We start from the raw sequence: 15,856 nt of genomic DNA, 5'->3' as shown, positions 1-15,856 counted from the left end.
GTTCTTCAAGTTCCCTGATTCTTTGCTCGGGTGTAAGCGGGATAGTTGTCTGAGCCATAGGCAGTTTCCTCTTCACCAGGTCAGGAAGTCCGGGTCTCCAGTCAGGCAGGCCATATTTTCGCAGCCAGACAATTACGGTGGAGCGTCCCTGAATACCCTATCGCAGCCGGGCCTGTTTATAGGTCATCTCACCTTTTTCGACCTGCTCAACGACGGCTATTTTAAAGGATAGAGGATAATCGCGTTGGGTGCGTTTGAACTCCGTCATTATCACGTTTTCCGTAATAGGGTCAGAAAGTATCGACGTGATTCAGGGCGGGACAATCAATAAAAAAGCCCGTCGGTGACGGGCTTAATGCAGACATTAGCACCCGGGGGACCCGGATGCGGGCTGTGATCAGCGCATTGTCACAAACTCTTCTGCACCGGTCGGGTGGATGGCGACGGTGTTATCAAAGTCTTTCTTGGTCGCGCCCATTTTCAGTGCGACCGCAAAGCCCTGCAACATTTCGTCCATACCAAAACCGATGCCATGAATACCGACGATTTTTTCTTCCGGGCCGGCACACACCAGCTTCATACGGCAGGGCTGACGATGCTGTGTCACGGCGGTATACATGGCGGTGAAGGAGGAGGTATATACCTTCACGGCGTCATCACCGTACTGTTCACGGGCCTGAGGTTCGGATAAACCCACGGTGCCGATAGGCGGATGACTAAAGACCACGGTCGGAATATTGCTGTAGTCCAGATGTTCGTCCGGTTTGTTGTTAAACAGACGTTCGGACAGACGACGACCCGCAGCCACCGCAACCGGCGTGAGTTCAACCGCGCCGGTATTATCGCCGACGGCATAGAGGCCGGGCACAGAAGTGTTCTGGAATTTATCCACCACAATGTGCCCTTTATCGTTGAGTTCGACGCCGGTGACCGCCAGGTTTAGGTTGTCCGTCGCCGGTTGACGGCCGATGGCCCAGACCAGGCAATCGACGGTGTAGCTGTCACCGTTTTCCAGTGTCAGTGTCAGGCTGCCATCCGCATTTTTATCGACTTTCTGCGGGGTCGCATGGGTATGCAGGAGTGGCCCTTCGGCATTCATCACTTCCACCAGGGTTTCCGATAATAACGGATCGAACTGGCGTAACGGTGACTGCTTACGGACAAACAGATGGGTCTCTGCCCCCAGGCCGTTGACCACACCGGCAATCTCGACCGCAATATATCCGGCACCGATCACAGCGACGCGTTTTGGCAGTTCCTGCAGGTCAAAGAACCCGTCAGAATCAATACCGTACTCAGCCCCCGGGATGTCAGGGTGGCTCGGACGTCCGCCGGTCGCAATCAGAATATGGTCCGCGGTGATCTTCTCACCGTTGACTTCCACGGTATGCGCATCGATAAAGCGTGCAAACCCTTTGATAACGTCGACTTTATTTTTACCCAGGACATTGTCATAGGAATTGTGGATACGATCGATATAGGCCGTACGGCTTTTTACCAGCGTTGCCCAGTCGAATTGGTTTACGGTGGTATCGAAACCATAATCCGGACCATACAGCTTAATAGCTTCGGCGATCTGTGCAGCGTGCCACATGACCTTTTTCGGTACACAGCCGACGTTCACACAGGTGCCACCCAGCTCTTTTGCTTCAATCAGGGCACATTTCCTGCCATACATCGCTGCACGGTTAATGGATGCGATACCGCCACTGCCGCCGCCAATAGCAAGATAGTCGTAATGTTTAGTCATTGAAAATGTCCGTCCGTTTCGGGTTGAGCAGAATGCTGTGCCGGGCTCAGGCCATCACCGGATAGCCGCTGGCAGTGTCTGCTGTACTGTATTTCATGCCGACCAGTGTAGCGCGACTCCGGCAAATGCCGCAAAGTTTGCACCTATGGTTGTGATAGGATGCCCACTGGTCTGACTCTACTACCGGAAGCATAGCATGTACCTGACTTTTCTGGGCACCTGCGCAGGGGTTCCCAGCCTGCAACGTAATGTCACCGCCATCGCACTGTCGCTGCCGCCGGGCGGGGACTGGCTGTTTGACTGTGGTGAAGCGACCCAGCACCAGTATATGCGTAGCGCGTTAAAGCCCGGCAAGCTGGAAAAAATCTTTATCACGCATCTGCATGGGGATCATATCTTCGGCTTACCGGGACTGCTGACCAGCCGGTCGATGGCCAGTATCAGCCAGCCGCTGACCATTTACGGCCCGCCGGGGATCAAAGCCTTCGTGGACAATGCCCTGTCACTCAGCAGTTCCTGGGTGAGTTTCCCGATGGAAATCATCGAGATTGAAGCCGGCGTGGTGCTGGATGACGGCGAATATCGCGTCACGGCGTACCCGATGAACCATGTCGTGCCCTGTCTGGGTTACCGTATAGAACAACACGATAAACCCGGCACCCTGGATGCGGCCCGGCTGAAGGCCGACGGGATCCCTTCCGGTCCGTGGTTTCAGATACTGAAACAGGGAAAAACCGTGACGCTGGACGACGGACGTCAGATTGACGGTACCGCGTATCTGGGCCCTGCCGTGAAAGGCAAATCGGTCGCTATTTTCGGGGATACGGCCCCGGCAGAAGCCAGCCTGAGCCTGGCGCGAGGGGTGGATGTGATGGTGCATGAAACCACGCTGGAGGCGGCCATGGCAGAAAAAGCGAATAGTCGTGGCCATTCGACCACGATACAGGCCGCACAGATAGCCCGCGATGCCGGGGCTGGCCGGCTGATTGCGACACACTTCAGCTCACGGTACGGGGCACAGGATATGCCCCGGTTACTGGCAGAGTGTCAGTCAGTGTTTACAGCCACCGGACTGGCACAGGATTTTGCGGTGATCGAAATCTGAGGCGTTACTCCGGGACCACCCAGTTCACCAGCGTGTGTCCGGTGCCGGCAGGCGACAGTTGTTTGTGCAGCCATGGCAGCACCGCTTCCATCTCTGTCGCCAGCTTCCACGGGGGATTAATAACAATCATGCCGGAGGCTGTCATACCGCGCTGGTCACTGTCCGGACGAACCGCCAGTTCAATCTGCAGGATGCGTTTAATGCCGGTCGCCTGTAATTCGCTCAGCATACGTTTAATCTGCTGACGCAGAACAACCGGATACCAGAGGGCAAAGACTCCGGTCGCGAAACGTTTGTACCCTTCCTGGATCCCGGCGACCACGGCCTGGTAATCGCTCTTCATCTCGTAGGGAGGGTCGATTAGGATCAGGCCACGGCGCGATGCCGGCGGCAGTTTGGCTTTCAGCTGCTGATAACCATCCCCCCGGGCAACACGTGCGCGGTCATCTTTCAGGAATTCATTCCGTAATAACGGATAATCTGTCGGATGCAGTTCGGTCAGTTCGATAGTGTCCTGCTCCCGTAACAGATGACGGGCAATCAGCGGGGAGCCCGGGTAATACTTCAGACGACCGGACGGGTTCAGTGCGCTGACCGCAGAAAGATACGGTTTCAGTGGCTCCGGAGCTTCCGGGTTTTGCCAGATCCGACCGATCCCTTCCATATACTCCCCGGTACGTTCCGCATGCGCACTGTTCAGTAAGTAGCGCCCGGCACCGGCGTGGGTATCCAGATAGAGAAACGGTTTCTCTTTTTCACCGAGTGACTGGATGATCAGGCTCTGAACGGTATGTTTTAACACATCCGCATGATTACCTGCGTGGAAACTATGACGATAGCTCAGCATGTCGTTAACCTTCTGATAAAAACTGTATTCTGTGAGGTGTAAACCCGGCTATCGTCACACCCTCACGGCAAAGACAAAGCAGGTCTGCCAGGCAGTGCTCCTCTGTCGCGGGCGCAGAGTATAGCAGTATTGCCGGTAGGGCAGTAGCAACGCTCATGATTTATCCGCCCGGTTCAGCGAACCCGCAGGGAAGGCGGAAGCGGTTTACCCGGGGCAGAGCGGCGTTACCTTTCGCCTCTCCGGGGTCTGCGGATGGCGGATCATTGATTTTCTGTGTGTCAGCCCCCATGCTTCTTTTATCGCGCAAGCAAAGCGCCCTCTAACACCAACAGGATTGTGCTATGACTAACCCATTACTGACACCGTTCATACTGCCGCCGTTTTCGTTGATTAAACCGGAACATGTGGTGCCTGCCGTTACCGAAGCGTTAAAAGACTGCCGGAGTGCGGTTGAAAAAGTCGTTGCTCAGGAAGGCCCTTATACCTGGGAGACATTGTGTGAACCGCTGGCAGAGAGTGATGATCGTCTGGGACGTCTGTTTTCTCCGGTCAGCCATCTGAATTCGGTGCAGAACAGTCCTGAGTTACGTGAAGCTTATGAGCAGGTGTTACCTCTGCTCTCTGAATACGGTACCTGGCTTGGACAGCATGAAGGGTTATACAAGGCCTATGTCAGCCTGAAAGAGAGTGATAACTACGCCACCCTGACTCTGGAACAGAAAAAAGTCGTCGATAACGCCCTGCGTGATTTTGAGTTATCCGGCATCGGTCTGCCAAAGGACAAACAGCAACGTTACGGTGAGATTGCGGCCCGTTTATCGGAGATCGGTGCGGCGTACAGTAACAATGTGCTGGATGCCACCATGGGCTGGAGCAAGCTTATCACCGACGAAGCCGAGCTGGCCGGGATGCCGGAGAGCGCGCTGGCGGCAGCGAAAGCCCGTGCGGAAGCGAAAGAGCAGCAGGGCTGGTTACTGACGCTGGACATCCCGAGTTACCTGCCGGTGATGACCTACTGCGAGAATGCGGCGCTGCGTGAAGAGATGTATCGCGCTTACGGCACCCGGGCCTCCGACCAGGGGCCGAATGCCGGAAAATGGGATAATGGCCCGCTGATCGAAGAAGAGCTGGCATTACGCCATGAATTTGCACAGTTATTAGGTTTCGGGTCATTTGCGGAAAAATCGCTGGCGACCAAAATGGCGCAGTCCCCGCAGCAGGTATTGGATTTCCTGAGTGATCTGGCGAAGCGCGCGCGGCCACAGGGTGAGAAAGAGCTGGCACAGCTGCGTGAGTTTGCCAAAACCCATTACGGAGTCGATACCCTGGAACCGTGGGATATCACCTGGTATGCAGAGAAACAGAAACAGCACCTCTACACCATCAGTGATGAGCAGTTACGTCCTTACTTCCCTGAAGACAAAGCCGTCAGCGGTCTTTTTGAAGTCGTCAAACGTATTTACGGGATCACGGCGAAAGAGCGTAAGGATGTGGATGTCTGGCATCCGGATGTCCGTTTCTTTGAACTGTATGATGAGAGCGGTGAGCTGCGTGGCAGCTTTTACCTCGACCTGTATGCCCGTGAGAATAAACGTGGCGGCGCCTGGATGGACGATTGCGCAGGTCGCCGTCGCCGTGCCGATGGTTCAGTGCAAAAACCGGTCGCGTACCTGACCTGTAACTTTAACCGTCCTCTGAAAGGCCAGCCGGCGCTGTTCACCCATGATGAAGTGATCACCCTGTTCCATGAGTTCGGTCATGGCCTGCACCACATGCTGACAGAAGTGGATACCGCAGGCGTTTCCGGCATCAGCGGAGTGCCGTGGGATGCCGTCGAGCTGCCAAGCCAGTTTATGGAAAACTGGTGCTGGGAGCCGGATGCACTGGCCTTTATCTCCGGCCATTATGAAACCGGTGAGCCATTACCTGAGGATCTGCTGGAAAAAATGCTGGCAGCGAAAAACTACAATGCGGCCATGTTTATTCTGCGTCAGCTGGAATTCGGGCTGTTTGACTTCCGTCTGCACGCCGGTTATGACCCGGCGAAAGGCGCACGACTGCTGGAAACCCTGCAGGAAGTGAAGAAAGAGGTTGCGGTTGTCCCTTCTCCGTCCTGGGGACGTTTCCCGCATGCCTTCAGCCATGTGTTTGCCGGCGGATATGCCGCAGGCTATTACAGCTATCTGTGGGCGGATGTGCTGGCCGCCGATGCTTACTCACGCTTTGAGGAAGAGGGGATTTTCAACCGCGAAACCGGTCAGTCATTCCTCGATAACATCCTGAGTCGCGGAGGCTCTGAAGAACCGATGGTGCTCTTCACCCGTTTCCGCGGACGTGAACCGGAGCTGGATGCGATGCTTGAGCATTACGGGATCCAGGGATAACTCCGGGTGAACATTTGTCTGATTGACGAAACAGGCGCCGGAGACGGCGCCTTATCTGTTCTGGCACAGCGCTGGCAGTTAACCCACGACGAAACCGCCCCGATGGCGCTGGTGATGACACCGGAGCGGCTGGAATTACGAAAGCGTGATGAGCCCAAACTCGGCGGTATCTATGTCGATTTTGTGTCCGGCGCGATGGCTCATCGCCGTAAATTCGGTGGCGGGCGTGGAGAAGCGGTGGCGAAAGCCGTCGGCATTAAAGGCAACTACCTGCCTGATGTGGTGGATGCCACGGCGGGATTAGGCCGTGATGCTTTCGTACTGGCGGCGACCGGTTGCCGGGTCAGAATGCTGGAACGTCATCCGGTGGTGGCCGCGTTACTCGACGACGGTCTGCAGCGTGGTTATCGTGATGCGGAAATCGGTCACTGGTTACAGCAGCGTCTGACACTGATCCATGCGACCAGTCAGCAGGCACTGACAGAAATCAGCCCGCGCCCGGACGTGGTCTATCTGGACCCGATGTATCCCCATCGGCAGAAAAGCGCCATGGTGAAAAAAGAGATGCGGGTCTTTCAGTCGCTGGTGGGGGCGGATGAGGATGCCGATTCTCTGCTGACACCGGCCAGGTGGCTGGCAAAAAAACGGATAGTGGTTAAACGTCCGGACTACGCCGAACCGCTGGATGGTGTGGCAACCAGCTCCGCGGTGGTGACCAAAAGTCATCGGTTCGATATTTATCCGTCACTGGATCCGGTGACAGAGAACACGGACTGACAGAAAACGGCCCTGTCCCGCAGGACTGGGCCGGTTCAGCGACGATTATTCGTCATCCTTCATAGGAACAATCAGCATATCGATATGCACGGTGTTGATGAGCTGACGTGCGGAAGACATCAGTTTGCTCCAGAAATCCTGGTGGTGGCCGCAAATAACCAGGTCCACCTGATAACGGTTAATCGCGTCCAGCAACACCTGCGCCAGGTCGCCACTGCCGCTCAGTGTCTGGCTGATCTGATAGCCGGCATTGGTCGATAATTCGGTCAGGGCCGTTTGTGTTTCCTGGGAGATGCGTTTTTGCATATCACCGAGGTTTACGTCAATCAGTCCGGTGTAGAGATCTGAATAGTTCACGTCTACATGAATTAAAGAGACTTTAGCTTCATAGGGGCTGGCGAGAGAGACCGCTTTCTCAACCAGCAGCTGACTTTCCGGTGAAAGGTCAACTGCGACCAGAATATGTTTATAAGACATGACAGACTCCTTAAAGCGGAAAAAGTAAGGGTCAGCAGCATAGGTAAGGTGACACACCTGAGCGGGTAAGCCGCCGACCACGATGACGATTTTCTGTTGTGTGCTGTGGATTTATCCTACCATACGGCTCTTCAACTGAGTATAGAAGTATTGTCTGCCGGCCGGTAAGCGGGAAGTGTGAAGCAGCTCAAAAGGACGTGATATAACCCGTTCCTCCGGCCTTAAAAATTATGACAGCCGATCGCGGCGGCAGGACGTGCTTGCGCGCGCGAGGTTCTGACAGGCCGCCTAATATGAGTCTCAGGGGAGGGGCAGAGAAGCAGGATGATCATAATCATGGCACTTTTTACCGCGACCTGTATTGTCTGTGCGATAAATATAGTGCGGTACTTTTCGGCGTTACGGACCTTACTGGCGGTCATGCGGACCTGTGACCCTCATCTGTATCAACAGGTAGACGGGGCAGGTTTTTTTACTCCGCGGGGGCGTCCGGCCATGCAACTGCAACTGGCCCGATACCTTTATGAACGACGTTACCGCGGCCATCAGGAATATGAATTTATCTTCCGGTGTGAGCAGGTGCGTCGCCAGTTTATTCTGACCAGTGCCCTCTGTGCCGCTGTGGTCATTGCCCTGGCGGGGCTGCTGATACTGCATTGATGACAGTCAGGTCAGAGACTGGCATTGCCGTTCTGAAAGCCGTAACAGGCAGGATGACATATCACTACCGGTGGATCCGGCTCCTGAGGCGGGCGGCATTGTCCACAGTAAATAGCATAGGCCAGAAAAACCTTCATCCCCTGATGGCTACGCAAAACGCATAAAAAAAGGCTGCCCGTGGGCAGCCTGTTCTTTCAGGGTAAGAGCATCAGATAATCTGTAAGGCAATCCAGTATAACGATGCGGATAACAGAACAGAGACCGGCAGGGTTAAAATCCAGGCCATCGCAATATTCTTGATCGTTTTACCTTGCAGGCCACCGCCATCAACCAGCATCGTTCCGGCCACCGAAGATGACAGAATATGCGTGGTAGAGACCGGCATCCCGGTATAACTGGCAATCCCGATAGACGCTGCGGCAGTCACCTGAGCAGACATCCCCTGGGCATAGGTCATTCCTTTCTTACCGATTTTCTCACCGATAGTCGTGGCAACGCGACGCCAGCCGACCATAGTGCCGGCAGAGAGCGCCAGAGCAACGGCAAAGATAATCCAGATCGGGGCATATTCGATAGTGCCCAGCAGATCATGACGCAGGTCACCCAGATAACGCTGATTCTGCGCACTGGTCTGCGGCAGTTTTGCCACTTTATCTGCAGTATCCGAGATACACAGCAGTAAACGACGTAACTGGGCCCGATTTTCCGGGGTTAACTGATCATAACTGGTCAGATTGGTAAGCATACCGCGGGCATGGGCTACCGCTTCCAGTGCACGTTCGTTACTGCAGTGGAATTCTTCAACCGGGGTACTCATCGCAGCAGGCGTCAGTGCCGGGGCAATGATGGTTTGCAACGACTGACTGTTCTGCTGATAGTACTGCTCCAGATGGTCAACGGCATCCCGCGTACGGGTAATATCGTATCCGGATGCTCCCATATTCACCACAAATCCGGCCGGGGCAACCCCGATAAGCACCAGCATAATCAGGCCGATACCTTTCTGGCCATCGTTAGCACCATGGGAGTAACTGACACCGATCGCCGAGACTATAAGTGCAATCCGGGTCCAGAACGGCGGTTTTTTCTTACCGTCAATCTTCTCGCGTTCTGCCGGCGTCATATGAATGCGTGAGCGCTTACGCGTACCGCTCCAGTACTTACGCAGCAGGAAGATCAATAAGCCCGCTAATACCATACCGACAATCGGTGACAGGATCAGAGACATAAAGATGTTGACCACTTTCGGGATATTGAGTGCTTCAACCAGCGACGTGCCGGTGGTTAACGCATTCGTCAGTGCTATACCGATAATAGCCCCGATAAGTGTATGAGAACTGGATGCGGGTAAACCGAAATACCAGGTACCGAGGTTCCAGATAATTGCTGCCAGTAACATGGAAAAGACCATGGCCAGCCCGTGAGCAGATCCCACGTTAAGCAACAGGTCGGTCGGCAGCATATGGACAATAGCATAAGCTACGCTGAGTCCGCCTAACAGAACCCCTAAGAAGTTAAAGATACCGGCCATTGCGACAGCAAGCTGCGCACGCATCGCGCGGGTATAGATTACCGTTGCAACTGCATTAGCGGTATCATGAAACCCGTTGATTGCTTCGTAGAACAAAACAAACAACAGAGCCACTACCAGTAACAGGCCAGTACTTATATCGATACCAGCAAAAAGATGTAGCATAACGTTACGCCATTTTTTGAGGACATGAACCTGGCGCATTATCAGCGAGAGAGGTGCGTTCAGGAAAGGAAAATATCGCTTTTTTTGTGCCTGCAGCCAGATTAAGGGAAAATTAATTTATAAAATATCTTTTAAATTAATTAGTTATGCTAATGCCCTCTGCATAAGAAATTTTCATTCTGGAGTCCGGAACACCATCTCATTACAATCAGCCGTTTTTAGCCGGGGGAAGCATGGAAAAGTTTGACGTAATCATCGTCGGAGCGGGGGCTGCCGGCCTGTTTTGTGCCGCTCAGGCCGGACAGCGTGGCCTGAATGTGCTGGTGCTGGATAATGGTAAAAAAGCGGGACGCAAAATCCTTATGTCCGGGGGCGGTCGCTGTAATTTTACCAACCTGTATACCGAACCCGGCGCGTATCTTTCCCAAAACCCACACTTTTGTAAGTCAGCACTCGCTCGCTATACACAGTGGGATTTTATTGAGCTGGTCAATCGCTATGGGATCGCGTGGCATGAAAAAACACTCGGCCAGCTCTTTTGTGATGACTCGGCACAACAGATCGTCGATATGTTGCTGGCGGAATGTGAGGCGGCTAAGGTGACTCTGCGTTTGCGCACAGAGATCCTGCAGACCGAACGGACCCCGGACGGTGAGTACCGGTTACAGCTTAACGGAACGAATGTAAGTACCCGCAAACTTGTTGTCGCTTCCGGAGGCTTATCCATGCCGGGCCTGGGTGCCACCCCTTTCGGCTATAAACTTGCCGCACAGTTCGGACTGCGTGTCCTGCCGACACGGGCAGCCCTGGTACCCTTTACCTTGCATAAGCCGTTACTGGAACAGCTGCAACCTCTGTCGGGCGTGGCGGTACCGGTGACGGTCACAGCGAGTGATGGAAAGCAGTTTAAAGAAGCGATGCTCTTTACCCATCGTGGCCTTTCAGGCCCTTCCATGCTGCAGATTTCCAGTTACTGGCAACCGGGAGAAGCCCTGGAGATAAATCTGGTGCCTGAAACGCCGCTGGAAGACTTCCTTAACCGGCAGCGTGAAACGCACCCAAACCTGAGCCTGAAGAATTGTCTGGCAAAACTGCTGCCGAAACGATTGACCGAGATATTGCAGCAACTGGAAGTGGTGCCGGACCTGACGCTCAGGCAACTGAACAGCAAACAGCAACAACAGCTGATCGGGCAGCTGAACGGCTGGTCAGTGCAGCCGAACGGCACAGAGGGTTACCGTACTGCCGAAGTCACACTGGGGGGCGTCGATACCGACCAGCTCTCCTCGCGGACCATGGAAGCGCGTGATGTGCCGGGGCTCTTTTTCATCGGCGAAGTGGTCGATGTGACCGGCTGGCTGGGGGGATATAACTTCCAGTGGGCCTGGAGTTCCGCTGCCGCCTGTGCTGCGGCGCTGTAAGTCGCGAACAGCAGTGCATGATACCGTCTGCCGGGCTGCGGCTCTGAAGGGCCGTTAAGCGTTATAACGGCCCTGACGTTCGAGCTCCGGCTGCTACCCGTCCGGAATCGCCGGGGAGTCGCCCGGAACGCTGTGCTGATGTCAGTCCCGGAAACCGGCGTACCGGCGTCTGCAAAACGTTTTTTATCCTGGTCGCGGGCCACTGACGGTGGATGACCCGGTATTTCTGAAAACTGCACCTGAACCGGCAGCCCTGCACTTGCACTGCCGAATGCTTATTCCTGAACGCTCAACGGACGCTGCCACCGGCCATCGTTCCTGAGCCGGAAACTGCGGGCAGCTCTCCGGTCCGGAAAAGGACATTGCTCTGCATGACTGGGGGGACGGTCATCTGAATCTCAGTTCATGGCATAACATTTCGACGTGGCCACATTCTGATCTGAACCGCTACCGGCACCTTTCAGCACACAAAAAATGTAATGTTTGCCTTTTCTGAGGGTCACGATCGGCCCGTCAGTCCCGAGGGTCGAGGAAATGATCACTCCGCCCTGGTCCAGCATCTGTTCCAGTGAACTGTTAACGGCAGAGAGGCGGGTGGGATACTCCAGGGCATTGCCCGGTACCTTCGCACCGGTTTCCGGTGGCCATTGGGCTGCAGCGGTAAAACTGATGGCTGAAGTAAGAACAGCAAAACATAACGTGGAACGAAATTTCACGGCAACTCCTGGTGTTGATCATGGGAAAGTGCCGGGTATTCCCCGGGCCGCCAATGCGGTTCATCCCTTCCCATGATAATGGCTTTGTGCCGGATATCTTACATACAGGGTGGCAGTGGGTCACTACGGGAAACCGAGACAGGAATATAGTACGACCCGGAGAAGGTATCGTTCAGTTCAGGAGAAATAACAGGCAATTGCGGATGACAGACAAAGAAATCGTGCCCCTGACGGCGGGCTTCCGGGCGGAAAGGCATCACATACTGATAGATATCCGCCTGCATATTGATTAACTGTTGGCGGGTGCCGGAAAAGCTAAAGCGCAGAAACCTGTCCGGGGAAGCGTTCCGGTAGCAAACTTCCTGCAAATGGCGCTGGAATGTCAGGGTGAACTTTACGCGTCCGCAATCCGTGTCGGGCTCGAAATTTTCAGCGACAACCTGGGGTAAAGTTCCCTTGAATACCGAGACCGCTTTTGATAGTAAGTGCTTACGTTGTTCGCAGTGATAATTCACATCTTCCAGTTCTCTGTAGTCACAAAGATAGCTCAGGCTCAGGCCGGGGATGATGCCCGGCCCCTGAGTGACAGTTTCGGCTTCGGGGAGGTCTGACAGATTCGGGCTGGCTCTCGCGACCATGCCACGAAAATTCCACTCACTGGCATCCCGGTATTTGCCAGGGGCGGCTCCGAAATGCCGGGTAAACGATCGCGTAAATGTCTGCTGGGTACTGAACCCCAGTAACTCGCTGATTTCCACCGCGGGCATATGGGTCATTCTGAGGATCATCGCCGCTTTATTCAGTTTACGGTAACGAATATAAGAGGCCAGATGAAAGCCGGTATCTTCCCTGAAAATGCGTTGTAAATGCCATTTGCTGTAGCCGGCTTTCACCGAAACATCATCGATCGTCAGTTTTCCGGTGAGATTGTTCTCTATCCAGTCCAGCAGATCACGGGTAAATGAATTCATAAACGCAGCCTCCCTGATATTATTATTATATTAGCGGCAAAGTTTACGAATATCTATAATCAGAGATAACGATATATTTAGCAGTAATTATTAATCAGCTAAATTTATAATTAATCGTGTAATACTCCGGTTAGCCGGACAGATATTTCAGAACGTTATTCTGTATACACGCATTTTTTATCGCGGCGCGGGTATAAACAGGGCAGTTTGTGACGGGCATAGGGACCACTGCTTTTTATTCAGTATTCTGAGACTGAACTGGCGTTCTTAGCGCAGTATCTCTCCGGAGAGTGACACGCATCCCGGTCATGGCGCGACGGGAACAATCCCTTGCTGATAAATAAAGGCCGGCAGAAAACCATGGTTTATACCGGCTCATTACTTTGCAGCCTTTTTATTTTCGATGACTTACCGGCATTGCCGGTAACGGCCGTAGCGACTCAGACAGGCTCTTTTGTCACAGGTTTCCGCGGTGCCAGTTCAGTATTGCCGTTGCGGAACCAGGGTAAAAAGAACTGAATTAACGGGCCAATGGTCAGGGCATAAATCAGGGTGCCGGGCCCCACCGTCCCGCCCGCCAGCCAGCCGGTCAGTAATACCGTGACTTCGATAACGGTACGGATCAGCCGTAATGAAATACCGGTGCGACGGTGTATACCGGTCATCAGGCCATCACGGGGACCGGGACCAAAACCGGCACAGATATACATGACGGTCGCAATCGCGTTCAGAATAATGGCCGCTGCCAGCATCAGACAACGTGCTGTCAGCGAGGTGAGCGGAGGCATGGCCGCCAGGGCGGCGTCAGCAGCCAGTCCGAGAACGACAACATTACTCAGCGTCCCCAGGCCAGGACGCTGCAGCAGAGGGATCCAGAAGAGCAATACCAGCGCGCCGGTCACAATCATCACGGTGCCGACATTCACCGAAAGCCAGCGGGCAACGCCCAGATGAAAAACATCCCAGGGGTCGGCCCCCAGTCCGCAATGGATATACATGGCACAGGAAATACCGTATATCGTTAATCCGCAATAGAGTTGTATCAGTCGTTTCAGCATCATTTTTTCCGGTGGCAGGTTGACAGCAAAATGATTGTTATCTGAAATGGATCGATAATTAATAGCCAGTTTATATAAAGTGGATCGCTATGTCTCTGAGACGCCTTGGTCATCACTCTCTGATTGAGATGCTGGGAAACTGGCAGCAAAGCCCTTCCCGGATCCCGCTGTGGCAGCAACTGGCCTCTGCCCTGCGGTTGCTGGTCCTGGATGGGCGACTGGTACAGGGGACCCGTCTGCCGGGTGAACGTGAACTGGCGACCGGACTGAAAATCAGTCGTACGACGGTGAGCAGTGCCTTATCCCTGCTGCGGGAACAAGGTTTCGTACACAGCCAGCAGGGCAGCGGAAGCCGAATCACACTGCCGGAGAGCGCTGTGCATATTCCGGGGGCGATGTCGGCGGGGAGTGCGCTGGATTTATCGACGGCTTCCCTGAGTGCCGGACCGGAGATCCATCAGGCATTTCGTCAGGCTTTACTGCGCTACCCTGAGTATTCGCTGGCGACAGGGTATGATCCCCGCGGGTTACTTTCGCTGAGAGAAGCGATTGCACGCCGTTATTGTTGCCGGGGTTTACCCACCCGGCCGGATGAAGTGATGGTCGTGAACGGGGCTGTCAGCGGACTGGCGCTGGTTCTCCGGTGGCTGACCGGGCCCGGTGACCGGGTGCTGGTCGATCATCCCACTTACCCTTCTGCGTTGTCGGCTATCCGCGGGGCTTCCTGCCAGCCGATCGGTGTTTCTTTGCCGGAGGGCCGCTGGGATCACGGCGGGCTGGCCGCTGCCCTGGCACAGACCTCGCCTCGGCTGGCTTACCTGATTGCGGATTACCATAATCCGACCGGGTACTGTATGGGGGAAGAGAGCCGTGCGGAAATCACCGCACTGGCAGCCCGTTACCGGACGCCGCTGGTAATCGATGAGACGCTGGCAGAGTTATGGTATCAGCAGCCTCCGCCGCCGCCGGTGGCAGCATTTGCCCGGCCGGGGGAGGTGATCTGCCTCGGCTCGGCGTCGAAAAGTTACTGGGGAGGATTAAGGATTGGCTGGATCCGTGCCTCCGCGTCACAGATTGCTTCTCTGGTGCAGATCCGTGATTCACTGGACCTCGCTTCCCCGATCACGGAGCAAATCGTCTGTGAGTGGTTGCTGGACAACAGCGATCAGTTTTTACCGCAGCGCCGGCAGATGCTGCAACAGCGCCGGGATACCTGTGATCAGTTGATGAAGACCTGGTTTCCGGAATGGAAATATCAGGTACCGGCGGGGGGATTATCTTTCTGGGTCGAACTGCCGGGGATGCTGGCGACCCGTTTTGCGTCCCGGGCCAGTGACGCGGGTATTCTGCTGGGCACCGGCACACGCTTCGGGATCTCCGGCGCATTTGACCGCTATCTGCGCATGCCTTTCAGTGCCGATGAGGTCACTTTACAACAGGCTTTTCAGCGTCTGCGGCCGCTCTGGTCATCGTTACCCGAACCCCCGGACTTACCGTTCTCAGGCCGGACTGTTTACTGAATTGCGCCATCGCTGCCGGTGGTCAGAGTGTCCCGGCGGGAGTGAAATCCCTGTCAATGTACTACCGGTGACGGAATACCTGCGGAGGTACTCCGGCCACGGCCAGCAGTTTGCGCAGAGATATTCACATAGCCGTGGCAGGTATCCTCTGTTGCCGGCTGCCGGCTGCCGGCGCGATGCGGCATCCTCACCCGGCGCTTTCCGCCAGTATCAGAGAGCCGCTGCCGTTGTTCAGGTCACTGCGCGTGCTTTCGCCTGCCCGGGATAACAAACGGACGACAGGGACCCGGCGCGGACGTAATATTTGCGGGGATCGTGCCCCCGGAAGGTTTCTGCGGATCGGTGGGATCCTCGCCCGGGGATCGCGTAAGGATCGGCGGCCGGCCTGGCGGGCAGGTATTCCCGCGACCCCGGTCAATAGCCCAGCCAGCCAGCCAACCAACAGCCCGGCGCAAAACCTTACGGAAGACTACC

The 15,856-nt window shown here is 54.9% G+C and carries 14 protein-coding genes and 1 pseudogene; 7 read left to right on the top strand and 8 right to left on the bottom strand.

What is annotated here, in order from left to right:
- A pseudogene (locus JK223_RS17000) lies at nucleotides 1-268 on the bottom strand (IS3 family transposase); the annotation flags it as partial.
- Nucleotides 269-397: 129 nt separating this feature from the next.
- Nucleotides 398-1,750: a glutathione-disulfide reductase gene (gene gorA / locus JK223_RS16665; RefSeq protein WP_212715263.1), complete on the bottom strand. Its 1,353-nt coding sequence runs from the start codon at nucleotides 1,748-1,750 to the stop codon at nucleotides 398-400.
- A 196-nt stretch (nucleotides 1,751-1,946) separates the two neighbouring features.
- On the opposite strand from gorA, the gene rnz reads away from it, so the two are divergent.
- Nucleotides 1,947-2,855, top strand: a complete 909-nt coding sequence (gene rnz, locus JK223_RS16660; protein WP_212715262.1) for a ribonuclease Z — start codon at nucleotides 1,947-1,949, stop codon at nucleotides 2,853-2,855.
- Between the two features lie 4 nt (nucleotides 2,856-2,859).
- Here the strand turns inward: rnz and JK223_RS16655 are convergent, their stop codons facing one another.
- Nucleotides 2,860-3,702 carry a 23S rRNA (adenine(2030)-N(6))-methyltransferase RlmJ gene (locus tag JK223_RS16655; RefSeq protein WP_212715261.1) on the bottom strand — a complete coding sequence of 281 codons (843 nt, stop codon included), beginning with the start codon at nucleotides 3,700-3,702 and terminating at the stop codon, nucleotides 2,860-2,862.
- Nucleotides 3,703-4,043: 341 nt separating this feature from the next.
- On the opposite strand from JK223_RS16655, the gene prlC reads away from it, so the two are divergent.
- Nucleotides 4,044-6,086 (top strand): oligopeptidase A, encoded by a 2,043-nt coding sequence (gene prlC, locus JK223_RS16650; protein ID WP_212715260.1) that lies wholly within the window; start codon nucleotides 4,044-4,046, stop codon nucleotides 6,084-6,086.
- Between the two features lie 6 nt (nucleotides 6,087-6,092).
- Nucleotides 6,093-6,863, top strand: coding sequence for a 16S rRNA (guanine(1516)-N(2))-methyltransferase RsmJ (gene rsmJ, locus JK223_RS16645; RefSeq protein WP_212715259.1), 771 nt, complete (start codon nucleotides 6,093-6,095; stop codon nucleotides 6,861-6,863).
- 45 nt (nucleotides 6,864-6,908) lie between these two features.
- Here rsmJ and uspA read toward each other — a convergent pair whose 3' ends face one another.
- On the bottom strand, nucleotides 6,909-7,340 hold the full coding sequence (uspA, locus tag JK223_RS16640) for a universal stress protein UspA (protein WP_025904093.1): 432 nt from the start codon (nucleotides 7,338-7,340) through the stop codon (nucleotides 6,909-6,911).
- Between the two features lie 324 nt (nucleotides 7,341-7,664).
- Between uspA and uspB the strand changes: the two genes are divergently transcribed.
- Nucleotides 7,665-8,000: a universal stress protein UspB gene (gene uspB / locus JK223_RS16635; RefSeq protein ID WP_212715258.1), complete on the top strand. Its 336-nt coding sequence runs from the start codon at nucleotides 7,665-7,667 to the stop codon at nucleotides 7,998-8,000.
- A gap of 208 nt (nucleotides 8,001-8,208) precedes the next feature.
- On the opposite strand, the gene pitA is transcribed toward uspB, so the two are convergent.
- The gene (gene pitA / locus JK223_RS16630; RefSeq protein WP_212715257.1) at nucleotides 8,209-9,696 is read right to left on the bottom strand and encodes an inorganic phosphate transporter PitA; all 1,488 of its coding nucleotides are present in this window, start codon (nucleotides 9,694-9,696) and stop codon (nucleotides 8,209-8,211) included.
- A gap of 233 nt (nucleotides 9,697-9,929) precedes the next feature.
- Here pitA and JK223_RS16625 point away from each other — a divergent pair, with 233 nt between their 5' ends.
- A complete protein-coding gene (locus JK223_RS16625; protein WP_212715256.1) occupies nucleotides 9,930-11,117 on the top strand; it encodes an NAD(P)/FAD-dependent oxidoreductase in 1,188 nt (395 codons plus the stop codon).
- Nucleotides 11,118-11,515: 398 nt separating this feature from the next.
- Here the strand turns inward: JK223_RS16625 and JK223_RS16620 are convergent, their stop codons facing one another.
- The 3 genes from JK223_RS16620 to JK223_RS16610 form a co-directional block, all read right to left on the bottom strand.
- Nucleotides 11,516-11,833 (bottom strand): hypothetical protein, encoded by a 318-nt coding sequence (locus JK223_RS16620; protein WP_212715255.1) that lies wholly within the window; start codon nucleotides 11,831-11,833, stop codon nucleotides 11,516-11,518.
- A gap of 98 nt (nucleotides 11,834-11,931) precedes the next feature.
- Nucleotides 11,932-12,804 (bottom strand): helix-turn-helix domain-containing protein, encoded by an 873-nt coding sequence (locus JK223_RS16615; RefSeq protein ID WP_212715254.1) that lies wholly within the window; start codon nucleotides 12,802-12,804, stop codon nucleotides 11,932-11,934.
- 440 nt (nucleotides 12,805-13,244) lie between these two features.
- Complete coding sequence (locus tag JK223_RS16610; RefSeq protein ID WP_212715264.1) at nucleotides 13,245-13,862, bottom strand: YitT family protein; 618 nt, start codon at nucleotides 13,860-13,862, stop codon at nucleotides 13,245-13,247.
- Between the two features lie 89 nt (nucleotides 13,863-13,951).
- On the opposite strand from JK223_RS16610, the gene JK223_RS16605 reads away from it, so the two are divergent.
- Complete coding sequence (locus tag JK223_RS16605) at nucleotides 13,952-15,382, top strand: PLP-dependent aminotransferase family protein (protein ID WP_212715253.1); 1,431 nt, start codon at nucleotides 13,952-13,954, stop codon at nucleotides 15,380-15,382.
- A gap of 110 nt (nucleotides 15,383-15,492) precedes the next feature.
- A partial coding sequence (locus tag JK223_RS16600) for a hypothetical protein (RefSeq protein WP_212715252.1) occupies nucleotides 15,493-15,856 on the top strand: 364 nt, incomplete at its 3' end.

The sequence above is a fragment of the Tatumella sp. JGM118 genome, from assembly GCF_018257515.1.
GTDB classification, from domain to species: Bacteria; Pseudomonadota; Gammaproteobacteria; order Enterobacterales; family Enterobacteriaceae; genus Tatumella; species Tatumella terrea.
The sequence above is the reverse complement of the archived record's forward strand: the minus strand, read 5'-3'. Positions and strand labels throughout refer to the sequence as shown.

What these genes read in the sequence shown, in the direction of transcription:
- JK223_RS16605 (WP_212715253.1), top strand. Translation starts at nt 13,952, where the DNA reads ATGTCTCTGAGACGCCTTGGTCATCACTCTCTGATTGAGATGCTGGGA.
- rnz (WP_212715262.1), top strand. Translation starts at nt 1,947, where the DNA reads ATGTACCTGACTTTTCTGGGCACCTGCGCAGGGGTTCCCAGCCTGCAA.
- pitA (WP_212715257.1), bottom strand. Translation starts at nt 9,696, where the DNA reads ATGCTACATCTTTTTGCTGGTATCGATATAAGTACTGGCCTGTTACTG.
- gorA (WP_212715263.1), bottom strand. Translation starts at nt 1,750, where the DNA reads ATGACTAAACATTACGACTATCTTGCTATTGGCGGCGGCAGTGGCGGT.
- JK223_RS16610 (WP_212715264.1), bottom strand. Translation starts at nt 13,862, where the DNA reads ATGCTGAAACGACTGATACAACTCTATTGCGGATTAACGATATACGGT.
- uspB (WP_212715258.1), top strand. Translation starts at nt 7,665, where the DNA reads ATGATCATAATCATGGCACTTTTTACCGCGACCTGTATTGTCTGTGCG.
- JK223_RS16655 (WP_212715261.1), bottom strand. Translation starts at nt 3,702, where the DNA reads ATGCTGAGCTATCGTCATAGTTTCCACGCAGGTAATCATGCGGATGTG.
- JK223_RS16615 (WP_212715254.1), bottom strand. Translation starts at nt 12,804, where the DNA reads ATGAATTCATTTACCCGTGATCTGCTGGACTGGATAGAGAACAATCTC.
- prlC (WP_212715260.1), top strand. Translation starts at nt 4,044, where the DNA reads ATGACTAACCCATTACTGACACCGTTCATACTGCCGCCGTTTTCGTTG.
- uspA (WP_025904093.1), bottom strand. Translation starts at nt 7,340, where the DNA reads ATGTCTTATAAACATATTCTGGTCGCAGTTGACCTTTCACCGGAAAGT.
- JK223_RS16625 (WP_212715256.1), top strand. Translation starts at nt 9,930, where the DNA reads ATGGAAAAGTTTGACGTAATCATCGTCGGAGCGGGGGCTGCCGGCCTG.